This is a genomic window from Streptomyces sp. P9-A2, assembly GCF_036634175.1.
In the GTDB taxonomy this organism is placed as follows: domain Bacteria; phylum Actinomycetota; class Actinomycetes; order Streptomycetales; family Streptomycetaceae; genus Streptomyces; species Streptomyces pratens.
Window position 1 is genome coordinate 745,059 of record NZ_JAZIFX010000001.1, and the last position, 13,226, is coordinate 758,284.

Annotated in this window: 11 protein-coding genes and 1 pseudogene; 6 read left to right on the plus strand and 6 right to left on the minus strand. The window is 72.5% G+C overall.

Features of this window, described 5'->3' with window-relative positions:
- Positions 1-27: 27 nt before the first annotated feature.
- Genes V4Y04_RS03415 through V4Y04_RS03440 form a run of 6 tightly spaced genes read left to right on the plus strand, consistent with a single transcriptional unit; the run spans position 28 to position 4,156 of the window.
- The gene (locus tag V4Y04_RS03415; protein ID WP_055605499.1) at positions 28-510 is read left to right on the plus strand and encodes a cupin domain-containing protein; all 483 of its coding nucleotides are present in this window, start codon (positions 28-30) and stop codon (positions 508-510) included.
- Positions 507-1,775, plus strand: a complete 1,269-nt coding sequence (locus tag V4Y04_RS03420; protein WP_332425734.1) for a beta-ketoacyl-[acyl-carrier-protein] synthase family protein — start codon at positions 507-509, stop codon at positions 1,773-1,775. The genes V4Y04_RS03415 and V4Y04_RS03420 overlap by 4 nt, the downstream gene beginning before the upstream one ends.
- Positions 1,772-3,019, plus strand: a complete 1,248-nt coding sequence (locus tag V4Y04_RS03425) for a ketosynthase chain-length factor (protein ID WP_332425736.1) — start codon at positions 1,772-1,774, stop codon at positions 3,017-3,019. Before V4Y04_RS03420 ends, V4Y04_RS03425 begins: the two co-directional genes overlap by 4 nt.
- A 27-nt stretch (positions 3,020-3,046) precedes the next feature.
- Entirely contained in the window at positions 3,047-3,307 is a 261-nt protein-coding gene (locus V4Y04_RS03430) for an acyl carrier protein (RefSeq protein WP_332425738.1), read from the plus strand.
- Between the two features lie 2 nt (positions 3,308-3,309).
- Positions 3,310-3,792, plus strand: coding sequence for an SRPBCC family protein (locus V4Y04_RS03435; RefSeq protein WP_332425740.1), 483 nt, complete (start codon positions 3,310-3,312; stop codon positions 3,790-3,792).
- Between the two features lie 28 nt (positions 3,793-3,820).
- Complete coding sequence (locus tag V4Y04_RS03440; protein ID WP_332425741.1) at positions 3,821-4,156, plus strand: TcmI family type II polyketide cyclase; 336 nt, start codon at positions 3,821-3,823, stop codon at positions 4,154-4,156.
- A gap of 114 nt (positions 4,157-4,270) precedes the next feature.
- On the opposite strand, the pseudogene V4Y04_RS03445 reads toward V4Y04_RS03440, so the two are convergent.
- The 6 genes and pseudogenes from V4Y04_RS03445 to V4Y04_RS03470 form a co-directional block, all read right to left on the minus strand.
- Positions 4,271-5,186 (minus strand): annotated as a pseudogene (locus V4Y04_RS03445) (methyltransferase).
- 99 nt (positions 5,187-5,285) lie between these two features.
- Positions 5,286-6,347, minus strand: coding sequence for a right-handed parallel beta-helix repeat-containing protein (locus V4Y04_RS03450; protein WP_332425743.1), 1,062 nt, complete (start codon positions 6,345-6,347; stop codon positions 5,286-5,288).
- A 141-nt stretch (positions 6,348-6,488) separates the two neighbouring features.
- Positions 6,489-8,027 carry a vWA domain-containing protein gene (locus V4Y04_RS03455; protein ID WP_332425745.1) on the minus strand — a complete coding sequence of 513 codons (1,539 nt, stop codon included), beginning with the start codon at positions 8,025-8,027 and terminating at the stop codon, positions 6,489-6,491.
- Complete coding sequence (locus tag V4Y04_RS03460) at positions 8,024-11,035, minus strand: hypothetical protein (protein WP_332425746.1); 3,012 nt, start codon at positions 11,033-11,035, stop codon at positions 8,024-8,026. The genes V4Y04_RS03455 and V4Y04_RS03460 overlap by 4 nt, the downstream gene beginning before the upstream one ends.
- On the minus strand, positions 11,032-12,117 hold the full coding sequence (locus V4Y04_RS03465; RefSeq protein ID WP_332425748.1) for a hypothetical protein: 1,086 nt from the start codon (positions 12,115-12,117) through the stop codon (positions 11,032-11,034). The genes V4Y04_RS03460 and V4Y04_RS03465 overlap by 4 nt, the downstream gene beginning before the upstream one ends.
- The gene (locus tag V4Y04_RS03470; RefSeq protein WP_332425750.1) at positions 12,110-13,162 is read right to left on the minus strand and encodes a hypothetical protein; all 1,053 of its coding nucleotides are present in this window, start codon (positions 13,160-13,162) and stop codon (positions 12,110-12,112) included. Before V4Y04_RS03470 ends, V4Y04_RS03465 begins: the two co-directional genes overlap by 8 nt.
- Between the last annotated feature and the right edge of the window lie 64 nt (positions 13,163-13,226).

Here is a 13,226-nt window from a genome sequence, read left to right on the forward strand (position 1 = left end):
CTCCCGCCCCACCCGGAGGTACCAACCATGTCCCAACAGCATCCACGCATCGTGGACCTGAGCGAGACGGAACCCAACAGAAGGCGCGGAGGCGATCTCAGGACCCTCCTCACCCCGGCCACGGTGGGTTCCACCAGCGGCTTCATGGGTCTGGCCGTCATACAGCCCGGTGAGCGCATCGGCGAGCACTACCACCCGTACTCCGAGGAGTTCGTGTACGTCGTCAGCGGCGCGCTCGAAGTCGACCTGGACGGGGAGCCGTTCGCGCTGCGGGCCGAGCAGGGTCTGATGATCCCGATCGACATGCGGCACCGCTTCCGCAACGTCTCCGACGCCGAGGCCCGCATGGTCTTCCACCTGGGCCCGCTGGCCCCCCATCCGAGCCTCGGTCACGTCGACACCGAGGAGAACGCCGGCTCCGAGGCCGGCCCTCAGCTGACCGTGGGCGGGCCGGTCGCGTCCGGGACCGGGCAGGGCCGGCCGGCCGGACGCAGCGAGGCCATAAAGTGACCCGGCGGGTAGCCGTCACCGGTATCGGGGTGGTCGCTCCGGGCGGCACCGGGGCGACGGCGTTCTGGGACCTTCTGTCGGCCGGCCGCACCGCGACCCGCGGCATCACCCTGTTCGACCCGAGCGGGCTGCGCTCGCGGATAGCGGCCGAGTGCGACTTCGACCCGTTCGATCACGGTCTCGACCCGGACCTGTGCCAGCACGCCGACCGGTACATCCAGTTCGCCGCGGTCGCCGCCGACGAGGCGGTCCACGACTCCGGGCTCGACCCGGGGGGCGAGGACGGCTGGCGCACCGCGGTGTCGCTGGGCAGCGCGGTCGGCGGCACCACCCGGCTGGAGCACGACTACGTCCGGGTCAGCGAGCACGGCTCGCGCTGGGACGTGGACCACCGGGCCGCCGACCCGAAACTGCACCTGGCGTTCCAGCCGAGCACGCTCGCCGCGGTCGTCGCCGAGCGGTTCGGCGCGCGGGGCCCGGTGCAGACCGTCTCCACCGGCTGCACCTCGGGGCTCGACGCGGTCGGGTACGGCTTCCACACCATCGCCGAGGGCCGGGCCGACGTCTGCATCGCCGGGGCGTCCGACTCGCCGATCTCGCCGATCACGATGGCGTGCTTCGACGCCATCAAGGCGACGTCGCCGAACAACGACGACCCGGAGCACGCCTCCCGTCCCTTCGACGCCCACCGCGACGGGTTCGTGATGGGCGAGGGCGCGGCGGTGCTGGTCCTCGAGGAGTACGAGCACGCACGGGCCCGCGGGGCACGGATCCACTGCGAGATCGGCGGGTACGCCACCTTCGGCAACGCCTACCACATGACCGGTCTGACCACCGAGGGCCTGGAGATGGCGCGGGCCATCGACAGCACGCTCGACCAGGCCCGTCTCGACCCCACACTGATCGACTACGTCAACGCCCACGGTTCCGGCACCCGGCAGAACGACCGGCACGAGACGGCCGCGGTGAAGCGGTCGCTCGGCGCCCACGCGTACGACACGCCCATGAGCTCCATCAAGTCGATGGTGGGGCACTCGCTGGGCGCGATCGGCGCGATCGAGGTGGTGGCCTGCGTGCTCGCCCTGAAGCACCAGGCCGTACCGCCGACGGCGAACTACGAGACCCCCGACCCCGAGTGCGACCTGGACTATGTGCCGCGCACCGCCCGCCCCCGGAAGCTGAGGAACGTGCTCTCCGTCGGCAGCGGGTTCGGCGGCTTCCAGTCCGCGGTGCTGCTGACCGGGCCGGGCGGGAGGACACCATGAGTACTCAGCGCCTCCGCCGCGCGGCCATCACCGGCATCGGGGTGATCGCGCCCAACGGACAGCGGACCGACGCCTACTGGAAGTCCGTCAGCGAAGGCATCGGCGTGCTGGACCGGATCACCCGCGAGGGCTGCGGTCATCTGCCGCTGCGGGTGGCGGGCGAGGTCCGCTCCTTCGACGCGGCGGCCCTCATCGAGGACCGGTTCCTGGTCCAGACCGACCGGTTCAGTCATTTCGCGATGGCGGCCGCCGCCCTCGCCCTCGACGACGCCGGGCTCGGCAGCGGGGAACCCGCGGATCCGTTCTCCATCGGCGTGGTCACCGCGGCCGGTTCCGGCGGCGGTGAGTTCGGGCAGCGTGAGCTGCAGAAACTCTGGGGGCAGGGCCCTCGGTTCGTCGGCCCGTACCAGTCCATCGCCTGGTTCTACGCCGCGAGCACCGGCCAGATCTCCATCCGCAGCGGTTTCAAGGGCCCGTGCGGGGTGGTCGCGAGCGACGAGGCCGGCGGCCTCGACTGCCTCGCGCACGCCGCCGGGGCGGTCCGGCGTGGCACCGACACGATGATCGTCGGTGCCGCGGAGGCCCCGCTGGCCCCGTACTCGATGGTCTGCCAGCTCGGTTATCCCGAGATCAGCACCGTCGAGGACCCGGATCTCGCCTACCGTCCCTTCACCTCGAAGGCCTGCGGGTTCGTGCCCGCCGAGGGCGGTGCGCTGCTCGTCGTCGAGGACGAGGACCGCGCCCGCGAGCGTGGGGTGCCGGTGCGGGCCACCCTCGCCGGCCATGCCGCCACCTTCACCGGTGCCTCCCGCTGGGAGGAGTCTCGGGAGGGTCTGGCCCGGGCGATCCGCGGCGCCCTCGACGAGGCGGGCGCCGCGCCGGAGGACATCGACGTGGTGTTCGCCGACGCGATGGGCGTACCGGAGGCGGACCGCGCCGAGGCGCTGGCGATCGCCGACGCGCTGGGCGCGCACGGCGGGCGGGTCCCCGTCACGGCGCCCAAGACGGGTTTCGGACGGGCCCACTGCGCGGCACCCGTGCTGGACACGGTGGCCGCGGTGCTCGCCATGGAACACGGTCAGGTGCCCCCCACACCCAACGTGTTCGACATCTGCCACGACCTCGACCTGGTCATGTCGCGCGCTCGGCCCGCCGAGCTGCGCACCGCCCTCGTCCTCAGCAGGGGACTCATGGGCTCCAACGCGGCGCTGGTCGTGCGCCGCGGTGGCGAATCCGCCCGGTAGGCCCGGGCGGGGAAGGAGCAGACCCTCATGATCACCACCGAAGTGACCGTCGACGAACTGGCCGTCCTGATGAAGAAGGCGGCCGGTATCACCGTCGACCCGCAGGAGCTGAAGCAGTCCGCGGAGTCCCCCTTCGATTCCTTCGGCCTCGACTCGCTCGGCCTGCTCGGCATCGTCGGCGAGCTGGAGAACCGGTACGGCCTCTCGCTTCCCCCCGACTCGGAGCGCTGCAAGTCGCCCCGGGAGTTTCTGAACCTCGTCAACAGCACCCTCAAGGCTGGAGCCTGAAAGTGGCAGGACACACCGAGAACAGCATCACCGTCGACGCTCCCTTCGACCTCGTGTGGGAGATGACCAACGACCTCGAGAACTGGCCGGACCTGTTCAGCGAGTACGCGTCGGTCGAGGTGCTCTCCCGCGAGGGCGACACCACGACGTTCCGCCTGACCATGCACCCGGACGACAACGGGAAAGTGTGGAGCTGGGTCTCCGAGCGCACCCCCGACCGGGCCCGCCGGACCGTGCGCGCCCGCCGTGTCGAGACGGGTCCCTTCGCCCACATGGACATCCTGTGGGAGTACGAAAAGCTGCCGGGCGGCGTCCGGATGAACTGGACGCAGGACTTCGCGATGAAGCCCGACGCCCCGGTCGACGACGCCTGGATGACGGACAACATCAACCGCAACTCGCGTACGCAGCTGGCGCTCATCCGGGACCGGATCGAGCAGGCCGCCGGCGAGCGCAGGAGCACCGCGTCCGTCACCTCCCGCTGACCGCCGACCGATCCGGAAAGGACCGTCGATGCACCACGCACTCATCGTGGCCCGTATGGCGCCCGGTTCGGCGCCGCAGATCTCCGATGTGTTCGCCGCCTCCGACCGGGGTGAACTCCCCCACCTGATCGGGGTGAACAGGCGTCGGCTCTTCCAGTTCGGCGACGACCTGTACATGCACCTCATCGAATCCGAGCGGGACCCGGCGCCCGCCATCGCGAAGGTGGCCGGGCACCCCGAGTTCCGCGGCATCAGCGAACAGCTCGAGGCGTACGTCAGTCCGTACGACCCTCACACCTGGCGTGGTCCCAAGGACGCCATGGCGCAGTGCTTCTATCACTGGGAGCGCGGCGCCGGCTCCTGAGCGGACAGCCCGGAAGAACCCCGAGGCCGCCGGTCCCGTGTACGTCACGGAGCCGGCGGCCTCGGGGTCGGCCCGCACGGAACGCGTCGGCCGGACGGTGCGGGCCGGTGCGGATCAGCCGGGGACGGTGCACTCGAAGGCGTGCAGGCAGGCGTTGACCGGCCGGACCTCGCCGATGACCAGGCCCGCGTCGGCCGGCAGATCGGTCACGCTCTTCCGGGTGTGTGCGGCGCCGCCGACGTTGAGGAGCAGCAGGTCCATGGCCGTGGTGAACCGCATCGACGGGGTGTCGTCGACAGGTTCTCGATGACGACGACGCGTGCTCCGGGCCGCGCGACCGCGCGGATGTCGGCCAGGACCCGGCGGGTACTGTCGTCGTCCCACTCCAGGACGTTCTTGATGAGGTAGAGGCCCGCCCGTGCGGGGATGTCCCGGCGGCAGTTCCCGGCGAGGAGCCGGGCTCGGCCGGCCGGCGCGCCGCCCTCCCACCGCCGGGGGTCTGCGTTCTCCCCCACCCTTGGTAGGTCGAGCAGGGTGCCGTGGAGGTCCGGGTGCTTCTCCAGCAGCCCGGCCAGGACGTGGCCCTGGCCACCCACGATGTCCACGACGGAGGAGACGTCGTCCAGGTCGAGCAGTGCGGCGACGTCCCGTGCGGACTGCTCACTGGACGTTGTCATGGCCCGGACGTTGCCGCCCGAGCGGACCGTCTCGTCGAGCGGCGGCCAGACGTTCCAGGTCCACGGTTCGGTGCACCACAGGGCGATGTACCGCAGGCTGTGCGGTTCGTCCTCGCCCAGCAGCCGGGACATCCCGGTGTGCGCGAACGTCCTGCCGGGGTGCTCGATGAAGACTCCCTGGCACGACAACGCGCGCAGCAGCCGCCGCGGGGTGTGCGGCGGCTCTTCACCGCTTCGGCGAGGTCGTCCACGGTCATGGAGGTGTCGTCGAGTGCGTCCGCCACGCCCAGGCGTACGGCGGCACGCGCGGCGGCGGCGCAGGCCGCCCCGGAAACGATCTCCCGCAGCCGCATGGATGGTGGGGGAACCTGGTCGACGGTCGTCGTCCGTCGTTTCGCTTCTTCTGTTGTGCTGCCGGGGAAAGGGTGGGGCAGTGTGGCACGGCGGGGTGTTCAGCACAGGCCGGCGGGCTCGGAGAGCGTGCAGGTGTTGCCGCCGAACGTGTTGGTCGTGGCGGTGTCCCGGTTGGCCAGGTCGGCCGGGCTGTTGCCGGTGACCAGGTTGTCGCGGACGGTGTTGCGCTCGTTCGCGGAGCCCTCGAAGCTCTTGAACAGCACGATGCCGCCGGACAGCGGGGAGGTGCCCTTGTGGTTCTCGATCCGGTTCCCGGCCACGAGGGTGTCCTCGGCTCCGGTGAGGACGATGCCCGCGCCCTGCAGGAAGGGCAGCCGCGGTGTGGCGGCGCAGTGCTTGTTGTTGGCGCGGAGGTGATTGCGGGTCACCCGCAGGTGGCCCGCGACGGGCTTGGACTCGTCGCCCACCACGAACACGGCGGCACAGTTGCCGGTGGCCTCGTTGCGGTCGAGGGTCAGGTTCCGCAGCCGTCGCACGATGACACCGACGCGGTTGCCGAGCATGCGGTTGTGGCGGATCACCGTCCTGTGGGCGTCCCGGGCGCCTTCCTCGGTGTCGGTGGTGTCGGCCAGGAACAGTCCGGCGTCGCCGTTCTCCCTGGCCACGTTGTGGCTGAGCACGCTGCGCACCGAACGCTCCTCGGCGATGCCCCACTTGCCGTTCTTCTCGGCGGTCACGCCCCGCACCCGCAGCCGGTCGGTGCCGGTGGCCCACAGCCCGCTCCCGGTGAAGCCCCGCAGCGTCAACGAGCGTACGGTGACGTCCTTGAGGGGTGCCTCGTCCGTGCCGGTCACGCAGATGCCGTGCCCCGCCCCGGCGCAGGCGCCCCGGCCGGCGTCCGTGCCGGGCACCAGGACGGTGCGGTGGGCACCGGAGCCGCGCAGGGTGACGTCCGGTGTGGTGATGTCGACGCTCTCCCTGTAGGTGCCGGGCGAGAGGACGACGGTGTCCCCCGGCTTCGCGGCGTCCACGGCCTTCTGGATCGACGCGCCGGGCCGCACCCGGTGCACGGTGGGCTGGGCGGTCGACGGCGTGGCTGCCATGCCCGACGCCAGGACGACCACGCTGCAGGTGAGGTACGTGAGGTGTCGTTTGGTCATGTGCCGAAGCTAGAAGGGAGTGTGACGCCCCGCCACCGCTGATCCCCCAGGTGAGCAGCGGCAACTCGCCGCCCGGCGGCGGGCCTCGCGGGAACCTCCGGGCAACGTCGCGGGCGGCCTCTGCCGGGCGGTGGGCACCGGTCATCTCCGCTGCGCGGACAGCGTCGTGTAGTGGAACTCGATGCCGCACAGCAGCACGGTCTGGCCGGGCGAGCAGACGATCTCACGTTCCGGCCGGTCGGCGGTGCGGCAGCGCAGCCGGATGGGAGGCTGCTCGCGGAGCGGGCCGGGGACACTGCGGATCCTGACCGAGCCGTCGCCCTCGAGGAGCGGGGAGAGGTCCACGGTGACCTCGCCGCGTCCTTGCAGAGAGATCCGCACGGGCTCCCTGGTGTCGACTCCTTCGGCGGACAGCGTGCCCCGGACCGGGCGGTAGCGGCGCAGCAGCGCAATGCCCGCCGGGACGAGGACGAGCAGGAGGACGCCCAGCGCGGTGGCCCAGCGCACCGGGTCGACGGCGACCTGCGCCGTCCCCCGCACTGCCAGGGGCTCTCCGGCCGGGGCGGGGGCCAGCCGCGCCTGCCGGTCGACGAACCGCTCCGAGGCCCGCGCCACCGGGGTACTCACCCTGCCGTCGAGGGACAACTGCCAGGTCTCGGTGCGGGGGCCGCTGCCCCACCCCTTGCGCCGCGCGGTGGTGGAGCTGAGCGTGACGTCGATGTCCCGGCTCTCCCCCGGCCGGAGGTCGACCGAGCGGGGCAGTCCGCCGGTCGGTTCGACGCCCTCGGGAAGTCCTTCGATCCGCAGGCCGGTGACGCGTACGGGCAGCGCGTCGGTGGTGGCCGTCAGCCGCAGACGGAGGTCCGACCCGGCCGGCACCGGCCCGTTCTCGGACCCGTCCGGCCAGGAGACGGCCACGCCCTTGTCCTTGTCCCCGGTCACGGCCCGGGCGGCCTGGAGCAGACGGGTGTCGTCCTGAGCCGCCGTCATCGCCTCCCGGGTCCGGGATCCCGACGCGTCGAGCATGCGGTGGCTCGGGAACACCTTGGCCAGGACCTGTTCGACCTCGGCGCCGGGGGTCAGGGCGATGCCGTAGCCGGTCAGGGTGCGGTCGGCGGGCAGGCCCGAGGCCTGCTTGCGCAGGGCGGGCCAGCCGCTCGCGGTGAAGTCCCGGTACTTGACGTCGTCGGGCGCGTGCATCTGCGCGTCGGACAGCAGCAGCACGCCGCCGACGTCGGTGCCGGCCCGTTGCAGTCCGTCCAGTGCCTGCTCGAAGGCGCGCCCGAAGTTGGACGCGGAACCGTCGGGGGTGGCGGGCAGCGCCTCGTCGAGTTCCGCGAGCGCCTCGTCACGGGAGACCATGTCGCAGGTGCGCGCGCTCGTGCTGAAGGGGATCAGACAGACCAGGTCTTCGGGGTGCAGGGACTCGAGGAACGCGGGAAGCACCGAACGGACCTTGTCGTACGATCCGTTGTTCGCCATGGACTGTGAGGTGTCGACGACGATCGCGTAGCCGGCTCCACGGGTGCCCACCACCGAGTCCAGGAACCGCTCCAGGTCGCCGGAGTCCGCGGCACGGGCGGGAGCGAAGGGGCTCAGCGCGGGCACCAGGGTGAGGAAGGCGGCGGTCAGCACCACGGCGAGTACGTGCCGGGCCGGCCGGGAACGGTTGTTGCTCATCGGACGGTGCTCCCTCTGCTCCACTTCTTGGGCTTGCGCGGCGTTCCCGGGGCGAGGTTGACGTGGGCCCTCAGTCGTATCCACCACAGTTCCCGCACCCGCGCGCGGCGAGCGCGCAGATCCCGCTTCGCCTCCCGGAGTACGGGCCCCGCCCGCCATCCGCCGCCGCTGTGGCCGGAGGCCAGGCCGGCCATGATCAGGCGCCTGATTTCGTGGAGGATGTCCGCGGTGACATCGATGCCGCACCGGTGCTCGGTGAGCAGCGTGCGTTCCAGATGACCGAAGAGCGTGGCACGTTCCCCGTCCTGGGCCTTCTCCCACCAGCGGCCGGCCGCTTCGAGGGCCTCGTGGCTCTCGGCGGATTCCAGCTCGAGGGTGAAGGGCGCCCACATCGCCGCGAGGTCCCGGGAGGAGCCGATGTGTGCTGCGGCCCGGACGAACTCCTGCAGAGGCAGAGGGCCGGGCCCCTCGCTCCTCCGGCCGGCGCCGCCGCCGAGGACGGGTGGACGTCCGGGGCCCGCGTGAGGACCGGGGCCCGCGTGAGGACCGGAGCCCGTTCCGGTCGCGAGGCCTGTGCCGGGGTGCCGTTCCAGGCCGGCCTTCTGCACTGCCTGGCTCTCCTGCGCCTGACGGGCGGCACGCCGTCGGGCGTTGTAGACGGCTTCGCGCTCGGAGAGCCGCTGGGCATGGACGGCACGCTCCCGCTCCCAGGCCTCCTGCCGTCGTCGCCATTCCTCTTCCCGGGCGGCGACGCGCCGGCGCAGGTCCGCGGCGGCCACCTCGTGCGGCACCCGGAGGAGGGCCGTCAGGACGATGCCTCCCTCCCGGCCCCGGAATTCGTCGAGCACCAGTGCGGCGAGCTCGTCCACGAGCAGGTGCAGGAAAGGCTCCAGGTTCCTGTCCCGGAAGATCCGGTGCAGGCTCCGGGCGTAGGCGACGCACTCCGTCTCGCGCCACGGGGGCCCGACGGGAGGGAGACCCACCAGGCAGCTCAGGACGTCGGCCGGCGCCCTGCAGTGCTGCCACACGTCCGGGTCCGCGGTGAGCAGGTCCCTCAACGTACGCGCGTCCGGAGGGCCGAACGGGGCCGCCGGGTCCGCGTGGTCGGCGGAGACGGCCTGGCGCGGGGAGACCGGCGGACGCTCCGGAGTCCGCGGGTTCTCCGGGGTGCCCGGTGCCCCGGCCGAGGGCGGTTTCCGCGATCCGCCCCGGTTCCGTCCCGGGAGGGGAGACCTGAAGACGGCTCCGTCCTCGCCCGTTCGTCCGCCGTCCCCGGGCTCGAGCTCGGGCTCGGGTCCGGCGGCGACGGCACACAGCTGCGGCCACAGCCACCCGACGGCCTCCGCCGTCCAGTCGGGCCGCCGTGCGCGGACGGTGGCGGTGAGTACATGGACAGCGTCCTCGGCGGTGGGACGCGGCTCGGCCCGAGAGACCTGTCCCGCCTCGCGCCCCGACAGCACGGCCCAGGCCCGCAGCCAGGCGGGGGCCTGGTGCGCGGCCGGTGCGAGCGGGGTCAGCCAGTCCACGAGCCGCGCGGGGTCGGCCGATTCCCGCGCGAGCACTTCCAGGGTGAGCCGGCGCGCCCCCCACAGCGCGCGCACGGCGTCGGCCTGTCCGTCGGCCCGTCCGTCCGCCATCCTGTCCGGGCCCAGCAGGCACAGACAGTCGACCGCGTACCTCAGGCGCCGGCCGTCGGCCGGCTGTTCGGGGCCGGGCAGCAGCCGCAGTACCTCGGCCTCCTTCCGGCACTGTTCGACCAGCCTCCACAGTGCGTCCAGCCTGGCACGGCACGAGGCGCTGTCCGACGCGTGCGAGGCATCGCTCAGCACCACGTCGAGGAGAGCTTCCGCCATGAGCGCGGACACCCGCGGTCCGGTCCTCTCGTGCGTCCAGTGGCGGTGCAGCGCCTCGTGCAGCTCCCGGCCCCCGGGGTCGACCGCGTACGCGATCCCGCACTCGACGAGCCGCAGGAAGCCGTCGGAGTCCGTGTCCTCGCCGTCCGTCAGGCTGTTCAGCCCCTCGGCCACGACCCGGACGGACTGCTTCCCGGCCTCGACGGCCCTCACCGCCGCGTGGAACGGGTCCAGCCGGCCGAGGGCTCCGAGCAGCGCCCCGTGGTCGACCGGCGCGACGGGCGCGTCGAGTCCGCGCAGCCCGGTGGCGACCGCGTCGAGTCCCCTGGCCCCGATCAGCCGGGCGAGCTGACGCCGGTAGTCCTCCGGAGGACCGGCCGGAACCTGCGGGAGGGCGCCGAGGCGGACGCATCGGGCGGACGGCGTGTGCTCGGGTCCGAAAGCCAGCTGGGTGGGCGGTCTGTCACCCCCGTCGACGCAGCTGCCCACGCGCAGCCCGCTGCGCACCCCGTACGGCAGGAGGCCCACGACTGCGTCGAACACGGCGAGCCGGGCCCGCGCGTCGAGCCGGCCTCCCCCGGTGACGACGACGGGGCTGCCGCACAGCAGCAGCGCGGCCACGGACACGGCCCAGTCCACGGCGGCCGCTCGCCGCTGCCCGGTCCCGGCGGCGGTGCCGGGCACGTGGCCGGCGATGGTGTCCAGGCCTTCCGCCAGTCCCTCACCGGCCGGTGGGGGCACCTCCAGTACGACGCTCCCGCCGTGCTCCGGGGGGAGCGGTACGGGGGCGACGGCGTCCCACAGGTTGGTGTATTCCACCCTCCGGCGCACCAGTTCGGCGGAGTCGATCAGCAGGTAGCGGGTCGGGGTGACGGCCCGGTTCGCACCGTCGCGCAAGGTGGAGGTCTCCATCACGGAGATGCCGGTCCACAGTTGGTCGGTGAAGGGCATACCCACTACGGAGATCCAGGGCAGCCGGTCCCGTACGGCCGCCGCGGAGGGCGGATTGCCCAGGCTCGCCGCGATGATGTACTCGGAGAACGTCGCGCGGCGGGGCGCGCCTCCGGTGCAGTGCATCACGTCGTACTCGGCCAGCGAGTCCGCTTTCTTGCCGTACCAGGCCCACAGTGCCTCCACGGTGAACGCGTCGTTCACGGCCGGCCTCCGTTCCGCATGCCGAGCAGCAGGGCCACCAGCGGTTCCATGACGTTGTACGGGCTGAGCGGGCCCACGATGCGCTCCTCCCCGTCGACGAAGTTGACGTTCCCGAAGCGCCGCAGGTCGACGGAACCACCGGGCAGGGTGCCGAACCCGATCGCCGAGGAGGTGAAGAAGTGGAGGCGCGAGGGATGGAAGTGGGCGCGCAGCGTCTGCCCCACCAGGCGCATGGTGCTGCCGTGCAGGTCGTCCGCGAGCCAGTCGAAGAAGCCGGCGGGGTCGGACACCACGGGCACTCCGTTCGGTCCGAGGTCGGTCCAGCCGCCGCGCCGGGCCCGGTGGAAGATCTCCGGGTCGTCGAACTTGGTGAGGCAGACGGCGAGGTGGTGCGGGAGATAGGGGCCGTCCAGCCGGTTCTCCTGCATGCAGAGACGGGTGATCCGGGTCAGGGCGCCGTTGAGGAAGGCGAACGAGTCTCTGTCCTTCGCCTCGCGCACCGGGTCGAAGAGATAGACGAGTCCCTGGGCCCTGGCCAGGTGATCGATGCTCCGGACGGCGAGGCCGTCGCTCCTGAGGTCCTGGTAGGCGCCGCCGGGTACATCGAGCACGCTCAGCTCGAACTCCAGCCGGTTCGAGGGCCGTTTGCGCCACAGGCGTCGCCTGCCGAAGGCCGTGCCGCTGAGGTCCCCGCGAAAACGCCAGGCGTACGAGCGCACGACCTGGGTGGCCCCGGGGAAGACCTTGTCGATCGCCAGCTCGCGTGCCGTCTCCACCAGGAATTTCTCCGACACGTCGTCGGACGGCACCACCTGCCACCGGCCGTACGGACCGGACGGGTCGAGCGCGGCGAGCCGCAGTGCGCCCAGGAACGTGGTCTTGCCCGAGGACGGGCCGCCCCAGACGCCGATCCGTGTCTCCGCCTCCCCCGCCTGCTGTCCCGGGGTGAACTCGACCGGAGCGGCGTACACCGGCTCGCTGCCGGTGTACCCGGCCTCCTCGTCCACCGCGTCGCGCTCGTAGGTCTTGCTCATCATGTCCGACGGTGGGAACCGGGGCTCGTCCGGCTTGTTCTCAGTCATGGTGCTCACTGTCCTTCTGGCTGGGTGGTACCGCCGCCCACGGGTCGACGCGCGTGCCATGGCCGCGGGCGGTCCCGGGGGCCGCCGGTGCGGTGGCGGGGCCGGTCAGCGGCCCGCGGGCCCCGGCGGGGCGTCCCAGGGCGTGGTTGACGCACGAGGCGACGTCTTCGGGTGTGTGTGTCCCGAGGGTGAACAGGTGGTCGCGGCCGAGGTCGCGCCAGATGTGGCGGAGCCGCTCACGGGTCTGGGGGCGCCAGCGTCCGGAGGTGTCACCGGCCACCGCATCGCGTACGCCGATGACGGTCAGGTCGGGACAGGCCACCGTACGCAGCCGGTTCAGGGCTTCCTCGTAGTCGTGCCGACCGGGGCAGGGCAGGCTGAGGTCGGACTGCTGGCGGGCGGGGTGGGGCGGCCGACGGGCCAGCACGAGCAGCAGGTGCCGGGCTCCGTCGCGCCAGTGCCGCCAGTGGGCGGCCGCGTGCAGGGCGTCCTCCAACGGCGCGCCGTAGTCGTGCCGTACGGGCCGCACGGAGAACCGGCGGACGGCCTCGGCGGCGGCTTCGGCGGAGCCCGGACCCCAGACGCTCAGCACGGATTCGTCTTCCGGTTCCGCTCGCACGGGCAGGACCTTGTGGTCCTCGTACCCGACGAGCCCGATCCGCAGGCTCGCCGGAACCTTGGGGATCTCCTCGCCGGGGCGGCCCTCCCCCGGGTCCGGCGGGCCGGCGGCGCCGAGCCGGTGGAGCACCGACCACAGGAAGCGGACGCGGCGCTCGGACTCGGCCCGGGCACCGCCGAGTTCGAGCAGGAGCAGCACATCGGCGGCGGCTCGGGGCCGGGACGCCCCCTCGTCCACGTCCGCGTCGGTGGAATGCTGCAGCGTCCGTCGAGTCCGGCTTTCGGTGAACAACTCCGGGGCCGCGAAACGGAGCTGTCCGTAACTGTCGAGGGCGACGGTGACAGTGGTCCGGCGTCCGGGCCGTACCCGCGCACGCCCCGTGCGCAGCACCGGCCAGTCCTCGGTCCGGGTGCCCCTGGCCGTCACCAGCGGAAGGGTGAACACACCGTCCCGCGCGCGGGATTCGGTATCGGCTTCGGCATCGGCATAC

Coding starts and splice junctions, on each gene's coding strand:
- V4Y04_RS03415 (WP_055605499.1), top strand. CDS start 28: ATGTCCCAACAGCATCCACGCATCGTGGACCTGAGCGAGACGGAACCC.
- V4Y04_RS03425 (WP_332425736.1), top strand. CDS start 1,772: ATGAGTACTCAGCGCCTCCGCCGCGCGGCCATCACCGGCATCGGGGTG.
- V4Y04_RS03430 (WP_332425738.1), top strand. CDS start 3,047: ATGATCACCACCGAAGTGACCGTCGACGAACTGGCCGTCCTGATGAAG.
- V4Y04_RS03440 (WP_332425741.1), top strand. CDS start 3,821: ATGCACCACGCACTCATCGTGGCCCGTATGGCGCCCGGTTCGGCGCCG.
- V4Y04_RS03450 (WP_332425743.1), bottom strand. CDS start 6,347: ATGACCAAACGACACCTCACGTACCTCACCTGCAGCGTGGTCGTCCTG.
- V4Y04_RS03455 (WP_332425745.1), bottom strand. CDS start 8,027: ATGAGCAACAACCGTTCCCGGCCGGCCCGGCACGTACTCGCCGTGGTG.
- V4Y04_RS03465 (WP_332425748.1), bottom strand. CDS start 12,117: ATGACTGAGAACAAGCCGGACGAGCCCCGGTTCCCACCGTCGGACATG.